The organism is [Clostridium] clostridioforme AGR2157 (assembly GCF_000424325.1).
Lineage (GTDB): Bacteria > Bacillota > Clostridia > Lachnospirales > Lachnospiraceae > Enterocloster > Enterocloster clostridioformis_A.
On record NZ_AUJR01000043.1, the window covers coordinates 25,510 to 44,074 of the forward strand.

At 49.3% G+C, this 18,565-nt stretch carries 14 protein-coding genes and 3 pseudogenes; all 17 read right to left on the minus strand.

From position 1 onward, the window contains the following. Positions 1 to 23: 23 nt before the first annotated feature. Positions 24 to 1,304, minus strand: coding sequence for a M20 family metallopeptidase (locus G614_RS0117440; RefSeq protein ID WP_027642978.1), 1,281 nt, complete (start codon positions 1,302 to 1,304; stop codon positions 24 to 26). Between the two features lie 57 nt (positions 1,305 to 1,361). Beyond that, a complete protein-coding gene (locus tag G614_RS0117445) occupies positions 1,362 to 2,297 on the minus strand; it encodes a nucleoside hydrolase (RefSeq protein ID WP_027642979.1) in 936 nt (311 codons plus the stop codon). 14 nt (positions 2,298 to 2,311) lie between these two features. Continuing rightward, on the minus strand, positions 2,312 to 3,247 hold the full coding sequence (locus G614_RS0117450; RefSeq protein ID WP_027642980.1) for an ABC transporter permease: 936 nt from the start codon (positions 3,245 to 3,247) through the stop codon (positions 2,312 to 2,314). 11 nt (positions 3,248 to 3,258) lie between these two features. Further along, complete coding sequence (locus tag G614_RS0117455; protein WP_027642981.1) at positions 3,259 to 4,302, minus strand: ABC transporter permease; 1,044 nt, start codon at positions 4,300 to 4,302, stop codon at positions 3,259 to 3,261. Then, positions 4,299 to 5,924 (minus strand): ABC transporter ATP-binding protein, encoded by a 1,626-nt coding sequence (locus G614_RS0117460; RefSeq protein WP_027642982.1) that lies wholly within the window; start codon positions 5,922 to 5,924, stop codon positions 4,299 to 4,301. Before G614_RS0117460 ends, G614_RS0117455 begins: the two co-directional genes overlap by 4 nt. 40 nt (positions 5,925 to 5,964) lie before the next feature. Further along, positions 5,965 to 7,083, minus strand: coding sequence for a BMP family lipoprotein (locus G614_RS0117465; RefSeq protein WP_027642983.1), 1,119 nt, complete (start codon positions 7,081 to 7,083; stop codon positions 5,965 to 5,967). Positions 7,084 to 7,513: 430 nt separating this feature from the next. Next, positions 7,514 to 9,037, minus strand: a complete 1,524-nt coding sequence (locus G614_RS0117470; RefSeq protein ID WP_027642984.1) for a 4Fe-4S dicluster domain-containing protein — start codon at positions 9,035 to 9,037, stop codon at positions 7,514 to 7,516. Between the two features lie 112 nt (positions 9,038 to 9,149). Beyond that, positions 9,150 to 9,904, minus strand: a pseudogene (locus G614_RS34550) (GrpB family protein). Continuing rightward, positions 9,891 to 10,697, minus strand: coding sequence for a GTP pyrophosphokinase (locus G614_RS0117480; RefSeq protein WP_027642985.1), 807 nt, complete (start codon positions 10,695 to 10,697; stop codon positions 9,891 to 9,893). The pseudogene G614_RS34550 and the gene G614_RS0117480 overlap by 14 nt, the downstream one beginning before the upstream one ends. A 65-nt stretch (positions 10,698 to 10,762) precedes the next feature. After that, entirely contained in the window at positions 10,763 to 11,284 is a 522-nt protein-coding gene (locus G614_RS0117485; RefSeq protein ID WP_242828130.1) for a peptide deformylase, read from the minus strand. Between the two features lie 210 nt (positions 11,285 to 11,494). Then, on the minus strand, positions 11,495 to 12,361 hold the full coding sequence (locus G614_RS0117490) for a patatin-like phospholipase family protein (protein ID WP_027642987.1): 867 nt from the start codon (positions 12,359 to 12,361) through the stop codon (positions 11,495 to 11,497). A gap of 27 nt (positions 12,362 to 12,388) precedes the next feature. Beyond that, complete coding sequence (locus G614_RS0117495) at positions 12,389 to 13,660, minus strand: DUF4272 domain-containing protein (RefSeq protein ID WP_027642988.1); 1,272 nt, start codon at positions 13,658 to 13,660, stop codon at positions 12,389 to 12,391. Positions 13,661 to 13,748: 88 nt separating this feature from the next. Then, a complete protein-coding gene (locus tag G614_RS0117500; protein WP_027642989.1) occupies positions 13,749 to 14,312 on the minus strand; it encodes a GNAT family N-acetyltransferase in 564 nt (187 codons plus the stop codon). Positions 14,313 to 14,676: 364 nt separating this feature from the next. Then, on the minus strand, positions 14,677 to 15,315 hold the full coding sequence (locus G614_RS0117505; protein WP_002593934.1) for an endonuclease III domain-containing protein: 639 nt from the start codon (positions 15,313 to 15,315) through the stop codon (positions 14,677 to 14,679). Positions 15,316 to 15,520: 205 nt separating this feature from the next. After that, positions 15,521 to 16,689, minus strand: a pseudogene (mmsB, locus tag G614_RS27900) (multiple monosaccharide ABC transporter permease). A 3-nt stretch (positions 16,690 to 16,692) separates the two neighbouring features. After that, the gene (mmsA, locus tag G614_RS0117515) at positions 16,693 to 18,231 is read right to left on the minus strand and encodes a multiple monosaccharide ABC transporter ATP-binding protein (RefSeq protein ID WP_027642990.1); all 1,539 of its coding nucleotides are present in this window, start codon (positions 18,229 to 18,231) and stop codon (positions 16,693 to 16,695) included. 76 nt (positions 18,232 to 18,307) lie between these two features. Beyond that, a pseudogene (locus G614_RS32210) lies at positions 18,308 to 18,565 on the minus strand (maturase); the annotation flags it as partial.

Sequence of the window (18,565 nt, forward strand, 5' to 3'; positions counted from 1 at the left end):
CTCTCTTCTCCTTATTCTTCATTCTATTTATTTGCCTTACACCATTCCAGTATGAGCTGGGCATAAACAAGAATGGCTTCCAGATATGATTCCGCCTCCACATACTCATTGACAGAATGGCACTCTTCCAACCGTCCGGGGCCAAACTGCATGGTGGGGCAGCCCGCGATGTTCTTCCATAATCTCGAGTCACAGCCTGCAGGAGAACCGACCAGGCGCACCTGCCTTCCAAGGGCTTTTTCGTATCCATTCATAAAGCAGGCCACAAAGCTGTCACCGGATTCCTGTTCAAAGGCCCCTCCGGCCTGATACATGGTTATCACCGGCCTGTGCTGGCGCAGCCACATGTCACTGTCAGCCACCCGGTTCACCGCATCTGTAAATTCTTCTACAATTTGATCATAACTCATCTGTCTGGGCAGATAGTGGATGCATGTCTCAAAATAGCAATGTCCCGGCACGGTGGAACCGGCGCTGCCGCCGTGAATCGTACCTATATTCAGATTGGGAGCAGGAAGCAGGGGATGTTTATAGGTCAGGAGCCATTTGTGTTCCAGCTCCTCCAACTCCCGAATAACCTTAAGCGCCTTATCAATTGCGCTGACTCCCTTCCACTTTGCTCCGGAATGATTTGCTTTTCCCTCAAACTCCACTTTAAAAAAGACAAATCCCATATGGGCCAGAATCAATTCATCGGAAGAAGGCTCGCAGACAACCACTCCATCGGCTTTTTCTCCTGACATGATTGCGGCCATAGAACCATTGCCTCCGCCTTCCTCGTCGCAGACTGAAGTGATATGTACATCTCCCGGCAGTTGTACACCGGCATCCTTAAGCAGCTGCACTGCCATAACAGATGCCATAAGACCGCCTTTCATATCAGCCGCGCCCAGGCCGTAAAGCCTGCCGTCATTCATGGTTGGCGTGTGCGGCGGCGTATTCCACTCATTTTCATTTCCCGCAGGCATGGTGTCTATATGGCCGTTAAACATCAGGCTCCTGCCGTCTTTGTCACCCTTAAAAACAGCATACACATTATAGCGGTCATCGTAATTATGTCCAATGTTTCCTTCCTGATATTTTGTCAGGCATTCTTTAATGGCTTCCTCTGTCATGGGATCCCGGCGGATGATATCCGCGCCCATATCCCCGAACAATTTCACCATATACTCCTGCCCCTGTTTTTCCAGTCCCCCTGCTATCCCATGGCCCAAATCATGGGTATCGATAGCTATAAGGTCCATCAAACGCTGTATATATGCCTGTTTATTTTCTTCCAAAACTTCTTTTAGCGGCCTCATAATTTCAACTCCTTTTTCGGTCAGACATGGCTGCGGCATTTCATCACTCTCTTAACCATATTAACCGTAATTACGGATTCCCTGTTCAATGATATCCCAGAACTTTTCCACATCCACTTCCACTGCCACATTGCTGTTGGGCTCCCTCTTGGAATATCCGAAGAAGTCACAATTCGTACGGCCGTAGCTCTGAACGCTGCGGATGTCTATTTCCGTAAACATTGCTTTCGTAGTAAGGACTGTCGGGTCTATCAGGTATGCTATGGTCAGAGGGTCGTGGAGAGGCCCTCCCTCCCATCCGAATACAGCTTTTTGGCTCTTGCTGAAAAACCGCATCAAATCCGCGAACAGCATTGCCGGCGGCGTGCCGATTTTTTCCATTCGTTCAATCACGGACGGATAACACAGTACTTTTCTGGTCACGTCCAGTCCTACCATGGTTATGGGCCTATTGCATGTGAACACCACGTGGGCCGCATCTGCGTCCGCCAGGATATTGAACTCTGCCGCAGGCGTCACATTTCCCAACTGATAGCAGCCTCCCATAAGCACAATCTCACGAATCTTGGGAAGAATTCTCGGTTCCAGGCGGATTGCCATGGCAATATTGGTCAGAGGGCCTGTGGGTACAAGTGTAATATCGCCGTCCGATGCCATCAGCGTATCTATTATATACAGCACCGCGTGTTTATCTTCTGCTTTTCTCCGGAGAGGAGCAAATACCGGTCCGTCAAGTCCTGTCTCTCCATGTATGTCATCTGCAATAACCTGCTTATCCCGTATCATGGGCTGTCCGCATCCTGCGTACACCGGAATATCCAGCCCCAGATATTGGCATACATTCAGCGCATTGGCAGTTGTTTTCTCCAATGTCTGGTTTCCGGCGACCACTGTGATACCCAATAAATCAATTTGCGGGCTCTTAGCTGCCAGCATTATGGCAACCGCGTCGTCATGGCCCGGATCACAGTCTAAAATAATCTTGCGCTTATCCATATCTTGACCTCCTGCTATTCAATCGTAACCAGCGAACTCTTTTTCTTCTCCTGGGCTTTTTTCTTAGATATCATGGAAACTGCCAGCACAGCAATGGTCACCACGTAGGGCATCAGCAATACAAACTGGGATGGAACACCATACGCCTGTATACGGGCTCCCAATGAATCCGTAAATCCGAATATCAGACATCCAACCGCTGTAAGTGCAGGATGGGCTCCTCCAAAATACATGGCAGCCACACCCATAAATCCTCTGGAATTCGTCATGCCCTCTGTAAAAAGCCTGCTGTATCCAAGGGACAGATGAGCTCCTGCCAGCCCTCCAATCAGACCGGATATGGCTATTGCCTGGTATTTCATGGCATTTACATTAATTCCCGCTGTCTCTGCAGCCATGGGAAACTGTCCCACTGCCCTCAGCCGCAGTCCCCATACTGTCTTATAAAAAAGAAACATCATAAGAAATACCAGCACGATAACAAACCATTCCGTAACACTCCAGTTGTTAAACAGGCTGTCCAGAACAGGCACGCCGTCTAAAAACGGTATATGTACCTTAGGTATTCCTTTAATCTGCGGGCTGGTAAAGGAGCCGCTTACTCCAAGCATGCTATTGAGCATGAATTTGGTAAAGGCAATGGCAAACAGATTAATACCCATACCAATGGCACAAATCTCTGCCTTGTACTTAATGTGCCCCACAGCCATAATCATGGCAATGAGAAGGCCTGCAACCATTGAAATAAGGATTCCCAGAACCCAGCTTCCAGTCAGATAACTAACAGTTACAGCTGTAAATGCACCTGTAAGCATGATACCCTCAGTACCAATATTAAGAATATCCGCCTGCTGGGTAATGGCTGCACAAAGAGCTGCATATATGATGGGCGTAGCTGAACGGAACGTCGCATATATTAATGAAATATCAAAAATCTTATTAAATTGCATATGTCCTCCTCCTACTGCGCATCTGCTTTTGCCTTGCGTTTTTTGTTAAACTGGAACAACAATTCCATGGTAGCCACGATAATAAAGATAGCGGTAATGGTATCTACAATGGATTTTGGAACACCGGTATTCTGCTGCATACCCAAAGCTCCGGAGCGCAGCACTGCCAGGAAAAACGCGATGAACGGGGTGGTAACCACATTGTTCTTTACAATCAGGGAAGCCAGCATACCGTTTGTTCCCAGGTTCGCGGCAAAGTTATTCAGGAAGTATCCATATGTACCCAGCACCTCGATACAGCCTGCCAGGCCGCCAATGGCGCCGCTGAGCATCATGGTACGGATAAACACCTTCTTCGGATTGATTCCAACATACTCAGCATTGGCCGGATTGGTTCCCACGGTTCTTATTTTATAGCCCAGCGTTGTTTTGTTCAGCATCCAGATGACAGCAATTACCGTTATAATAGCTATAAACAGCCCCGCGTTGGCATTACTTGGTTTCAAAAGTTTGGGAAGCGTCACATTCACCGGTATGGACTGCGGATTGGCAACGCCTGCACTGATTGGTCCGCTTACTAAATAGGAAGTGATATACAGTGCCACACTGTTCATCAGAATGGTAGTACACACCTCACTGACGCCGTAATACGCCTTTAAAAATCCCGGAATCCATGCCCATGCAGCACCTGCTGCAACGGCAGCCCCAAAACATGCCACCAGCAGCAAAGGCTTTGGAAGCCATGTGCAGTAGATTCCCACATAGGCAGCTGCCATACCGCCTAAGAACACCTCGCCCTCAACGCCTACATTGAAGGCTCCTGCCTTAGCCGCCACCGCAAATGCAATGGACGTCAAAAGCAGCGGGGTAAAGTTGGCCAGGGTTGTACCAATCTTCAGCTTCCCGACAAAAACTCCCTTAAACAAAGCCGCATATGCTTCCAGTGGATTTTCATGAATCAGCAGTATAAAAACAGCTCCTATGCCCAGCGCCAGAAGAGCCAGCAGTAAAATCCTCCTCAGGCTTTTCATCACTGATTCTACTCTTGGATTCATTGTCTGCCTCCTTCCTGCTCCTGGATACCGCAGCCTTCCATATCATGGCCGCCCATCATCAGAAGCCCCAGCTTTTCTTCATCTGCTTCCTCCGCCATCATGCGCCCTGTAATCCTGCCCTCATACATAACCACAATACGGTCAGACAAAGACATGATTTCCTCCAGGTCCGCAGATACCAGAAGCACTCCCAGGCCCTTTTTCTTGACATCCTGCAAAATAGTGCGGATTGATTCAATAGCGCCTATATCAACACCTCTTGTAGGCTGGGATGCCACCAGAAGTTTTCCGCCTATGGAAACCTCTCTCGCCACCACTACCTTCTGGGCATTTCCTCCCGAAAGTGAGGATGCGGGAATCTCAGTATCCCTGGGACGTATATCGAATTTCTCGGCCATCTCTTTCGCAAATGGGTAGGAGGCAGAATCATTTACCATGATTCCCCTGGCAAAGGGCGCTTTGTCCTCCTGAACTGCCACCAGGTTCTCCCGTATTGTCATGGTACGGTTTAAACCTCTGGTATTTCGGTCTTCAGGAATATGGGCAAGTCCGGCTTCCCTGGATTTCCTTGGAGAAAAATTAGTGATTTCCGTTCCTCCCAGAATAACACATCCCTTCTCCACCTTTCTCAATCCGGTTATAGCCTCTATAAACTCACTCTGTCCATTCCCATCAATACCGGCAATTCCCACGATTTCTCCTGCCCTGACTTCCATGGAGACACCGCGTATCTTGGATATCTCTTTTTCCCCCGATGTCCACAAATCTCTGACCTCCAGGACCACATCACCGATATCAGCCTTTTCCTTTTTTATGTCCAGGAAAACTTCCCTTCCTATCATCATCCTGGCCAAATCCGAAGGGGACGTATCCTGTTTATCTACGGTACCGATAAAACATCCCTGCCTCATTACCGTAATACGGTCCGATATCTCCATTACCTCATTGAGTTTATGTGAAATGAAAACAATGGACTTGCCGTCCTTCCTCAAATTCTCCAGAATCTCAAAAAGCCTGCGGGTTTCCTGAGGCGTCAGCACCGCTGTCGGTTCATCCAGTATGATTATATCTGCTCCTCTGGTCAATATTTTAATGATCTCCACTCTCTGGGCTTCTCCCACGGAAATCTGATTTATTTTCTTACTCATTTGTATATCCATGCCGTACTGGTCTATATAGTGCTGCACTGTATTTTTTGCTTTTTCAAAATCTATGGTGCATCCCTTCCTGGGCTCAAATCCCAGAATAATATTCTCCAGTACCGTAAGCTCGTTGACCAGCATGAATTCCTGGTGCACCATGCCTATTCCTTTTTCTATGGCAATCTTGGGGGTGATGTGGCTTATATTCTCACCTTTGATTTTTATTTCTCCCCCGTCAAAATCATATAGTCCGTACAGCAGTTTCATCATGGTGGATTTTCCTGTTCCATTTTCACCAATCAGGGAGTGTATTTCACCCTTCTTCAAGTTGAACTGCCCATCTTTTACCGCCTGTACGGAGCCAAATGATTTCCTGATACTATTCATTTCCACTACATATCCGTTCATTCCGGTCACCTTTTTCCCTGAATCTTTGCCTCTAAAGATTTCATAAAACCCGGGGCGGGAAGACATATTCATGCCCTGCCGCCCCTGAAGTATTTCCGCACTTTATACAGCCTTACTGAGCGTCCTTGCCGAATCCCTCGTAGTTATTTACCACAATCTCGCCAGAGATGATCTTATCTTTCAGTTCCTGCACCTTGTCCTGGATATCTGCAGGGAACTTATCGCCTAAATGCTCTTTAATGACTGCGAAATCAGTTAAGTCCACACCATCGTTAGAAATTTCCAGATAGCTGGTTGTATCCCCTTTGAAGTTACCCTCCACAACAGATTCAATCACGCTGTAGCAGGCTGTGTCAACTCGTTTAACCATAGATGTCACTACATGTCCCGGCTGGTCGTTATCCTGATTCAAATCAACGCCAATCGCATATTTTCCAGCTTCCTTGGCTGCCTCCAGAATACCTGTACCTGTACCGGAAGCCACATTCATGACAATGTCAGCGCCCTGTTCATACTGAGCCAATGTCAGTTCCTTACCCTTAAGTGGATCAATCCATGTTCCTGCATAAGACTGAAGAATGGTGATGTCGGGATTTATATATTTTGCTCCCTGCTCAAATCCAACATAGAAATCGTGAAGCACCGGAATATCCTGGCCTCCGACCCAGCCTATAATGGCATCGTCATTTACACCTTCAATCTCGGAATGAGTTGTGAACATAGCTGCCACTGCACCTGCTAAAAAGGAACCCTGATTCTGAGCAAAACTGATGGAAACCACGTTTGGCCCTTTTACAGTTGTATCGATGATAGCAAATCTAACGTCCGGATAGCTGTCTTTATATTTCTCAAGGTATTCCTGGAAATTAGAGTTAGAGCAGATGACCAAATCATATCCACCCTCGCAGCACGCCAGAAGGTTGGCTTCCCACTCGTCTGCGGTAGTGCCTTCCAGGTTCTTTACCTCCACCCCGAAATCCTTGGCTGCCTGCTGTGCGCCGGCATTACAGGAATCATTGTAGGATTTGTCACCCAGATTACCAGAGTAGACAACAGCTACCTTTATCGGACTTTTGTCCTCAGAATCTGCCGCCTCACCGGAGCCTTCCCCTGCAGTCTGCCCGCTGCCCGCATTGCTCTCCGTCTTAGCTCCTGTGCTGCCGGATCCACACCCCACCAGACTTAATCCTAATACTGCCGCCATCGTCATTGCCATAAAACGTTTCTTCATAAAAACTACTCCTTCCTTCACCTGAAATATAATTGTTTCCTTTTACCAAGAAAAAGCGTTTAGTAAAGCGTTTTTCCAAATTTATTTCGTGGTTTAATCTTATTACTATTTCTTTAATTTGTCAATAGATAGATATTTCACTATATTTTTCCGTATTTTTTATGCATTATTTACAGTTTTTTTCATATATCTGGTCACGCACTTCTGACTAATAATTTCATTATTGGTAAAAGGATTTATCTACCTCGATACAGTTTCTGACCGTCAAACAAGAAAATGGCAGGAGAAGGGGTGTTTCTCACACCGCCATATCTCCTGCCATACCTGCTCTATACTTTCTTCCTACTTCCATACAAATTCCTATACTGTCCCGGCGTCATATTCTCTGAGCTCTTAAACCTCCTTGTAAAGTTGGACAGATTTCCGTCCTTTAGTCCACCAGCTTATCCAGTTCCTTCACATGCTCTGTCTCATTGGAGGTCTTATGCTTTGCCTTGGATGCGTACAGATTCACGGAAGCCTGGGACTTCTTAATAGGCTGCATGGTGCCTGCTCCGGCCACGCATCCTCCCGGACACGCCATTCCCTCCAGAAGGTAGCCATTGTATTTCCAGGCCTTTGCCATGGTCAGCAGTTTTCTGCATTCCTTAAGGCCCTCTGCATTGGCTACCTTAATCTCCTTTTCCGGATAACGCTCGTGAATCACATCCACCACGGACTTGGCCACGCCGCCTGCCACCGCAAAGTTACGGCCGTCCGCGGAAGCGTCATTGACACCTTCCGGATCTTCTTCTATCTTCTCCATGTCCACATGCCGGGCGTCAAAGATGCCGTCCATTTCTTCAAAGGTAAGGACGAAATCCACATCGCTTCGTATGTCCGTGCGCATGGCCTCCAGCTTCTTGGCTGCGCAGGGACCGATGAATACAACCTTTGCATTGGAATGGTGACGCTTAATCAGCCTTGCTGTCAGAGTCATGGGTGTCAATGCCATGGAAATACAGTCCGCATGCTCCGGGAACAGCTTCTTAGCCATCATGGACCAGGCCGGGCAGCAGGACGTAGCCATAAAAGGAAGCTTTTCCGGCACTTCCCGGATGAAGTCAATTGCCTCCTGGGTAGCGCACAGGTCGGCTCCCACCGCCACCTCAAATACGTCCGCAAACCCCAGCGCCTTCATGGCTGCACGCAGCTTGCCAGGCGTCACCTTGGGACCGAACTGTCCCACAAAAGCCGGGGCAACTGCCGCATAAACCCTTTCCCCTGACTGGATGGCCCGTATAACCTGGAATATCTGCGACTTATCCGCTATGGCGCCAAAGGGGCAGTTCACCAGACACATACCGCAGGACACGCATTTATCGTAATCAATATCCGCCTTTCCATTCTCATCCGTGGAAATGGCATCCATGCCGCAGGCAGCGGCGCATGGTCTTTCCTGGATAATGATGGCCTTATAGGAACAAACATCCGCGCATCTTCCGCATTTGATGCATTTGTCGTCATTGATGTGGGAGCGGCCATTGGTCCTGTCCAGCTTGATGGCATCCTTAGGACACACCTCCTCACAGGGATGGGCCAGGCAGCCCTGACAGCCGTCTGTTACAAATACCCGCTTTTCATGACAGGCATTACAGGCAAATTTAATCACATTAATCAGAGGAGGCGTATAATAGGTCTCCGGTCTGTCTGCCGCCTCTATGTTATCCGAAACCGGTGCATGTTCCGCCGCGCTGCGGTACGGAAGCCCCATGGCCAATCTGAGCCGTTCCCCGACAATGGCCCGCTCCAAAAAAACATCATTACGGAAATTACCCACTTCTCCCGGTATAATTTTATACGGAAGCTCTTCAATACGTTTATCCACCGGCCATTCCGTATGATAGGCCATCCTTGCCACTTCCCTGAATATCCTGTGTCTGATTTCCTGTATACGTGTCTCCACTCCTCGCATATTCCTGCCTCCTCGTTATGAGCACTTAGAGACCGTCTTCTGGTCTCTTACGTGCGATACATGCCGCTTTTAACAGTACCGATTATATACCAGCCCATGAAAAATGCAAATATCACACGTCATACACAAAATGCGGAACAGGCCGTCCGTCCACCAGAGACCGTGTTTCCCCGTCCTGCACCGCGCCCATGTTCCTGTAAAATCCCACGGTATCCCCAGTGTGCGACGCCCTGGCAAGCCGGCGCAGCGCCTTCGTATCTTCCGGCTCAGCCCTGTCAAACCGCAAAGTCGGCCTTTTATACCGGCCGGGATAAAGGGTCTTTGCCTCCCTGGTAAACCTTGCCACCATGGCTGTTTTCTGCTCCGTATATCCATCCCGGTCATGTTCGTATTCCTTCCAGAGTCCCAGCTTCAGCGCCTCGTAGCAGCTTCCGGATGCTCCCTCAGATAATCCCTGAAATACAGCTCGTCATTATCCCCTGCCTCCCTCAGATGCAGATGGAATACCTTCTGCGCAAATCCCGCCGGCGTGTACCCCCTGTTGAACGAAATCCTCCCCGCCTTTTCCATCATGCAGATGTAGCCGCCGCGGATGACATGCTCCTTCATGGCCTGCATATCCGCGCCTTCCCTTATTTCCACCAGGATATCCACTATGGGCTTAGCCCAGATGGATGGGATGGATGTGCTTCCCACATGACTGATTTCACAGATATCCTCCATGGGCAGGATATCCAACAGCCGTTCCCTTTCCTCCCGGTACCACTGCGCCCAGACCTGCCTGTGCTCTGTGAGGAAAACAGGGAACAGCTGCCACAGTTCCTCCAGGCTCATGCCGGAAAACGGGTCCTGTTTATCCTTCATTATCATATCTCTCCAATTTTCTCTCCCACTCCTCCTTCACCCCCTTCATCCTGCGGAAATAAGAGCTCATCTCATCCGCCATGCCTGAAAGACGGTTTAAAAGAGTGGAGAAATCCTTTAACATCTCATCGTCCTGGAAATAGGGATATACGATATCATGGTCTATCTCACTCCAGCCCTCCTCAAACAGGGTCCTTCCCTGGATTTCCACATAGTATCCCTTATATTTGATGATATAGTGGAGAGAGCGGTATATTCCGTTGGACTTAATCTCAATCAAATTCTCATCATAAATCCTGGTGTCCCCGTTCCTGCGGTAGACCTTTGGCCTTTCCGCGATGTAATAATGCCTGGGGTCCTCATCAAAATCCTTTATTCGGTCCACCACGTAGAGACCGGGATTATTCTCAAATACGCTGGTTATATATTTATGGAAATGAATCCAATCCTCCCGGTAAAGAAAAAACACCCGAATACCAATCAGGTCCGTGATATACTTATGATAATTGCTCCTGTTTATATCCTGAAACCGTTCAAAATGTTCTTTGCGCTTGCGTATGATTTTCTCTATCAGATGGCCGGGATCCTTAGTGCGGTACCGGTAGGAATGGATGCCTGCCCTCTCAATATCATAGAGATAATCGTATACAAAATCCTTACCAATGCTGCGCAGTTTTCCCTCAACGGACAGATAGTCATCATATATGGCCGCCAGCTCCTCCCAGTCCAGACCGGCTGCCCTAAGTTCCTCAGGTTCAATGTTGTAGCTTGTCAAAAATTTTTCCTTGTCAATCATCTGGTATAATTCCTCCTGTGTGTCTAAAATGTCTGCATATCCTCACAGCCGCCGTACTCCATCCATCAATGAGGTTTCATCACCAATGCCCTCTCATCCACTGCCCGCAGGGTTGCCAGTATTCCGTCCAGGTGGTCGTACTCATGCTGAATCAGCTCCGACATATCCCCTTCCAGGTCCATGGAGCAGTCGTTCCAGTCCAGGTCTTTATAATATATGATGCACCGTTTATGCCGCTTTACCCTGACCAGAAGGTCAGGAAATGACATACAATCATCCATCACGTCTATCATCTCCTGTTCAGGAAAGGAAAGACGGGGATTGATAAACAGCACCGGCGTGTCCAGGTGCCGGTAAATAACACGTTTCTTCACTCCAATCTGAGGCGCCGCAATGGCCCTTCCCACTCCATATCGGGCCCTAAATGCCAACAGGGTATCCTTTAAATCCTCCCGCACCTGTTCCATCTGCTGCAGCTCCTCTATTTTCACTTCCCCGCTGACCTCATATAATTCAGGATTTCCCAATAACAGAATCGTCCGCTCCACGTCAAAACCTCCCTCTGCGCTGTTTTCGTCCCCGTACAACGCGTTTTCCTAAGTATATCACGATTCCATCCTATTTCCAAATCCCAATTAAAGGGTACGGCAAAAAAAATCCGGACCGCCTCCATACATGGGGCAGTCCGGGCCTGTATGCCTTTTTGGAAAAGTTGGAATATACCCTGACCTAAAAACGTAAAAAGAGCCGTGAACCCGTTTTTTCTCAATTCCAGGGTCCATGGCTCTTATATGATATTACCCGCACACAGCTGGCTCCGATCCTAAAAAACCGGCTGTATCCCAAAGCGCCCTCATCCCGTCAAGACGCCCTAAATCATACATCTGCTGTATCTTCTCCGGTCTGTTTTCTGTCCGGCTGATTTTAATAAGATGGCTGGGGCGTATAACGAAGATTTCCCCGGCAGCCTCCATGCGTCTGACCTCCTCCAGTTCCCGGTTATACATCAGGTAGCGGCACTCCATGGTTTTTATGAATTCAGGATATCTGCGGTATACCCTGCGGATAGCGGGGAGCATATGGTTTGGCTTTTTGCGGTAACCATCCGGCCGCGTAAGTATGACCAGGCTTCTTCCAAAGCCCATCTTGCGGAATGCCGCCGCGGGAATGGAGTCGGATACTCCTCCGTCCAGCAGTTTCTGTCCGTCTATTTCCACAATCCTGGAAACCAGGGGCATGGATGCAGATGCCCTGATCCATTGTATGTTCTCTCCCCTCAGGCTGTCGCATCTGTGGTATACCGGCCTGCCGGTCTCCACATCCGTGCAGGTGGCATAAAACTCCATGGGCGAAGCCTCAAAGGCGTCATTGTCAAATGGGTCCAGCCGCTCCGGCAGTTCGTGATAGCAGAACTCATTTCCCACCAGGTCGCCGGTCATTACCAGAGAGCGGAAGCTCATATACCGCGGGTCGCGGCAGTACTTCAGATTATAGCGTATGGAGCGCCCGGCCTGTCCCGCCACAAAGCTGCACCCATGGACGGCTCCGGCCGAAACGCCCACCAGACCGTCTGCCTTAATCCCATGTTCCAATAAAACATCCAATACGCCGGCGGCGTAAATGCCCCGCATTCCGCCGCCTTCCACAACAATTCCAGTTTTCATTTCCATCTACCTCTTTACAGACGTATTTTAGGTATTAGCCCTTACCTCATCCCACTGGCCATGGCCTGTCAGCCAGTTAAGAGCCTTGTGCCATTCCCTTACCACCCTGGTCTTCATGCCCACAGGCTCCGGCAGTTCATGGCGCCTGGCATTGATGCAGGACCATTCCAGACAGGAAATAAGGTCGCAGGCATCTAACAGCTCTCTGGGGCTCTTAGGCCTGGACTTTGCCATGATTTTACTGATACTGGTGCCATTCCTCAGAGACTTTACCAAATCAGCGGGATTGCACGGATGGTCCGGGAATCCCAGCTCCTCCACCAGTCCCAGAGCCCACTCTACCACGTAAAGGGATTCATACTGCCTTAAGAAAGACAGGACTTCCTTCCTGTCGGGAGCCGTATCGTGAAGATACTTCCACTCCCTGGGAGAGAAATAATCCTGGGTATTGTTATTATCAATATAATCCATCAGGAAATTCTGGGCCTTTTCCACTCCCTGTTTTTCATCCAGCAGGCATTCCGAATAAATGGCAACACCCATAATGGCCAGGGCCCTCTTGGCGGTCTCCTCCAGGGAGGGGCAGGTTATCTGTGAAGCAGGCTCAACCGCCGGCAGCCATCCGGGTACATAGATGGCATTCCCGATAAGCGTCTGCATGGTACGCATCCTGCGGTCTACCTGTTCCTGGGTGATATCCTTTCCGGCCTTTAAGTCCGGCTCCTGATAGGGAAGATAGCGGGTAAAGGCGCTTCCGCCCTTGTCGGACAGAATCAGAAGCTTTTCCCCATTTTCCCCGCAGCAGAACATGCTGTCCTCTTTATCTTCCTGATTCTGGATCAGGATGATCCCCTCCAGGTCGTTTAAGACGGACACAAACATGTCCTCAATCATGGTCTTCTTGCCCTCAATATCCTCCTCGTCTTCCACGTCAAAGGCATATTCCACCAGCACAAAACTTCTGGCCCGTCCAATCTGGTACAGCAGGTTGGTCTTAACATCCACCACCCCTGTTTTAACCTGATAAAAATGGTCGCAGGTTCCCTCCACCTGTCTCTTTATGAACTCCTCCGCCTGCTCGCCGGCAGACTCGCTGGCCACCGCCAGACGGATTTCTATATCTCCGTTGTGCAGAACCAGGGTGTCTCCCATTCCCTCCGGGTCCAGGCCAAAGGTTGCACACAGAACTTGAATGATTTTTTCCTGTGACGGGATATCTGAGAAAATGAATGCCTTGCCTTCATATCGCTTTGCTGGGGCTGATGTCTCTGTTGTATTCTTTTCTTCAAACAATTCCATATAAATCTCCTTCTTGATTACACCGTATAAAACAGTTTGATTATACTATGTTTGGTGGGAAAACACAAATTATTCCTTATATTTTCTACTATTTCCCTTTAAAATAATCCGAAGCCACCATCCCATAGATACACTCATCGCATATCCCCTGATTATTCCACCCATACTGCCGGAGGGTCCCTTCCATTTTAAGCCCGCAGGCCATCATGACCTTTCCGCTGTTCACATTGCGCGTATCGTGCCGGGCCTCCACGCGGTTGGCACCCTCCACCTCGAAAAAGAACCGAATCAGCTCCGCAAACGCCTCCTTCATGATTCCATGCCCCCACCACTTTCTGCCCAGGCAGTAACCTACCGTCACCCGGCCGGCCTTCTGGTTAAGCTCCGGGACAGAAATGTTTCCAATGACATTTCCCTGGTCTTCCTTCCACTCTATGGCCCAGTTATAATAATCCCCGGACGCATAAGACTGAATCCAGCCCTCCAGGATTCTCCTTGTCTCCTCCGCATCCTTATGAGGTTCCCAGGAGAGAAACTTCGTGACCTGAGGATCGTTTGCCCAGTTTCTGAACATGGCGCCGGCGTCCTCTATCACAAAAGGGCGCAGCACCAGCCGCTTTGTCTCCATTCTCACGGTTCCTGAATTCTTCATAAGGTTCCTCTCCTTTCCTGCACATACAAAGGATGTGCGCAGCATGATTGACTGGCAGCAGAATATTATTCTCTAATATAGCACACATCCCGCATTTTAGGAACCCTTAATATCCTAAATTATTCCATATAGCTATGCTTCCTCCGCTTGCTTCTTCTTTAACTCCATAGCCCCTGCCTCTGCCCGCTCCTGAAGGATGGGATTGTCAAAACACAAAAATGCTCAAAGGCATCGGGATATGGAAATACCTTTAATTAAGCTTACCTCTTTAAGCAAAAAAAGCTCTCCGGCCGCATCATATACCGGAGAGCTTTTTCCATAAAGCTTTCTTCAAGTCCCATCTCTATTCCATCCCTGCAAATATTTATTCCACTCCCGCTTTTTTGCAGATATCATTGAGACAGCATGACTCGCAGTGGGGTTTTGTCCTGGCCGTGCAGACGTCCCGGCCATGGAATACCAGCCTGTGGCAGAAATCGCTGCCCTCCTCAGGCGGTACAAGCTTCCACAGAGCCATCTCCACCTTCTTGGGCTCCTTGATTCCATCCACCAAACCCATGCGGTTCACCAGGCGGATGCAGTGTGTGTCCGTCACAATGGCAGGTTTTCCAAACACATCCCCCATAATCAGGTTGGCGCTCTTTCTTCCCACTCCGGGAAGCTTTAACAGGGCGTCAAAGTCATCCGGCACCTTGCCTCCATACTGTTCCTTCAGTATCTTCATGCAGGCGCTTATGTCCCTGGCCTTGCTGTGTCCCAGGCCGCAGGGCTTCACAATCCGTTCAATGTCTTCCACATCCGCCTCTGCCAGGGCATCCACATCCGGATATTTGGCGTAAAGGTCCTCAACCACCACGTTCACCCTTGCATCTGTACACTGTGCCGCCAGACGTACACTGACCAGCAGCTTCCACGCATGGTCATAGTCCAGGGTACAGCCTGCATCGGGATATTCTTTTTTCAGGCGGCCTATGATTTCCAATGCTAGTTTTTCCTTAGTCATGTTATATCTCCTTTGTATGCTGCAGCGCACTTCTTTTTAACTTCTTTTTTACTTCCTTTTTACTTCTTTGTATCTTCCTGCGCTTCTCTTTTCACATACATCTTATTATACATGACACAGGTTTATTTCTCAAGGGAAATACCCTGGGGCAGACTGTAAAGACAACGGCCCCAGGGCAGATTATTCCTGTTGATATCACATATGATTATTTAACAATAAACGACTTTCTCTTACTCACCACATCAAATATAACGGCTGCCAGCAGAACGCCGCCCTTTACCACCTTTTGCAGGTTCTGGTCCACACCCATGATGCTCATGCCCAGATTCAGCACGCCCATGAGGGTTGCGCCCACGATAACCCCGGGCACTGTACCGGTGCCGCCGTATGCGGAAGCGCCGCCGATGAAGCACGCGCCGATTGCGTCCATCTCATAGCTGTTTCCAGCCGTGGGGTTGGCGGAGTTCAGTCTGGCCACTGTGACCATGCCCGCGATGGCTGCCAGAAGGCCCATGTTCAGGTAGGCCAGGAAATATACCCGGTTGGTATTGATGCCGGAAAGCTTTGTTGCCTTCTCATTGCCGCCCACAGCGTAAAAGTAGCGGCCTGTGGTGGTCTTGGAGGCAATCTGTAGATTCCGATGATGACCGCAACCCAGATAAGAGCGTTTGGAATCCCCTTGTACTGGGCCAGACGGAACATGAAGGAGAGCAGGACAACGCAGATGACTGCCATTTTGACCACAACTCCCGTAAGGGGCTCCACATAATACCCCTTTGCCAGTTTCTGTCTCCTTCCATTGAACACGATAAAGGCATAGGCAACACAGGCAATGACTCCCACCAGGAAACAGGTCAGGTTAAAGCCCTCCACTGCGAAGAAATCCGGCACATAGTTGTTGAACAGCACCAGAAACTGGTCCGGTATGGGGGCCAGCGTCATTCCCTGAAGCACCACGTTGGAAAGCCCCCTGAACATCAGCATGCCGGCCAGGGTAACGATAAAAGGTGGAATCCTGACATAGGCAATCCAGAATCCCTGCCATGCTCCCACCAGCATTCCCATGATGGCCATGGCGATGAGTGTAAGGCAGGGGCTGATGCCCATTTCCACCATCATCTTGCCTCCGATGGCGCCCACGAAGCATACCACGGAACCAACCGAGAGGTCGATGTTGCCTCCTGTCAGGATACAGAACAGCATACCGGTGGCCAGGATAAATACATAGGCATTCTGGGCAATCAGGTTGTTTACGTTCTGCGGAAGAAGCATCTTGCCTCCCGTGTTCACGGTAAACAGTATGATGATGACCGCAAGGGCGATAATCATTGTATATTTTTTCAGAATCTCTGAGATTTTCAGCTTTTGATCCATGGTCTACTCTCCTTTATCAGCTTTAAGAATACAGGACATAATATATTCCTGGGTAGCTTCCGAAGCGTCCACTTCCCCGGCCAGCCTGCCCTCATTCATAATATAAATGCGGTCGGACATGCCCAGCACCTCGGGAAGCTCCGACGATATCATGATGACGGACTTTCCCTCCTCCACCAGACGGTTTATGATACAGTATATCTCATACTTTGCGCCTACGTCGATTCCCCTTGTGGGCTCATCCAGAATCAGGACATCGGGCTCCGTGAACATCCATTTTGCCAGAAGTACCTTCTGCTGGTTGCCGCCGCTTAAATTTCCTGCGTTCTGTTCCACTCCAGGACATTTTGTCTTCAGCTTATCCTTGTACTCCACAGCCACCATGTATTCTTTGTCCTTGTCTATGACTCCATGGCTGCTGACCGCCCCCATGTTGGCAAGGGTGGTGTTTACACGGATGGGATTGGACAAGATAAGGCCGTTCCCCTTCCTGTCCTCAGTCACATATGCGATTTTATGGCATATGGCATCGTGCACCGTATTCAGATGGACTTCTTTCCCCTCAATATAAAGCTGTCCCGATATATTGGTGCCGTAGCTCTTTCCGAAAATGCTCATGGCCAGCTCCGTACGTCCTGCGCCCATCAGCCCGCAGATTCCCACCACTTCTCCTTTGTTCACATGAATGGACACATGGTCCACCACCTTCCTGTCTGAGTACAGGGGATGGTATACCACCCAATCCCTGACCTTAAGGGCAGTGCCGCCGATGTTGATGTTCTCCCTCCTGGGGAACCGGTCTGTCAGCTCACGTCCCACCATGCCCTTTATGATCCGGTCCTCTGAGATGTCATCTGTCTGTTTATCCAGTGTCTCTATGGTGGAGCCGTCACGGATGACCGTTATCTTGTCAGCCACATATGCGATCTCGTTGAGCTTATGGGAAATAATGATGGATGTCATGCCCTCCTGCTTGAATTTAAGCAGCAGCTCCAGCAGGGCTTTGGAATCATCCTCATTGAGGGAAGCAGTTGGTTCGTCCAGAATCAGCAGCCGGGCCTTTTTGGCAAGGGCCTTGGCTATCTCCACCATCTGCTGCTTTCCCACCCCGATATCCTTGATCAATGTATGGGAGGACTCATTAAGGCCCACTGTCTTTAAATAGCGGTCAGCCTCGTCGTATGTCTGGTCCCAGTTAATTGCCATCTTCTTTCCTTTTTCATTTCCAAGGTACATGTTCTCGCCAATGGACATATATGGAATCAACGCCAGCTCCTGATGGATGATGACGATTCCCTTTTCCTCGCTGTCGCTGATTTTATCGAACTTGCACACCTGTCCGCCGTAAATGATGTCGCCCTCATATGTGCCGTAGGGATATATGCCGCTGAGCACGTTCATGAGAGTGGATTTACCGGCTCCGTTTTCCCCCACCAGCGCGTGGATTTCTCCCTTTTCCACCTTCAGGTTTACATTGTCAAGGGCTTTTACTCCGGGGAAGGTCTTGGTGATATTTCTCATTTCCAAAAGTATCTCTGCCATTCTATCCCTCATCGGATAGGGGAGATTTTAACCTCCCCTTCCACACCACGTAGCGTACCGTTCGGTACTACGCGGTTCAATAGTTTACTCGGACTTTCAAATAGTGGGCAGTCATATCGGGATAACCAAGTCTGTCCACTATGATTCTTTTGGTGAGTGCCGAGTTGAGCATTCCCGCCGCTCTCCACACTCCCTTTCGGCAGTTCGCCATCTCATGCACCTTCCACTCTGGTAAATGTAACGCCCGCAACATTTTATATCTTGTGCGTACCTTCTTCCATTGTTTCCAGTACACCGCTCGGATTCTGTGGCGCAGCCACTCATCCGTCTGTTC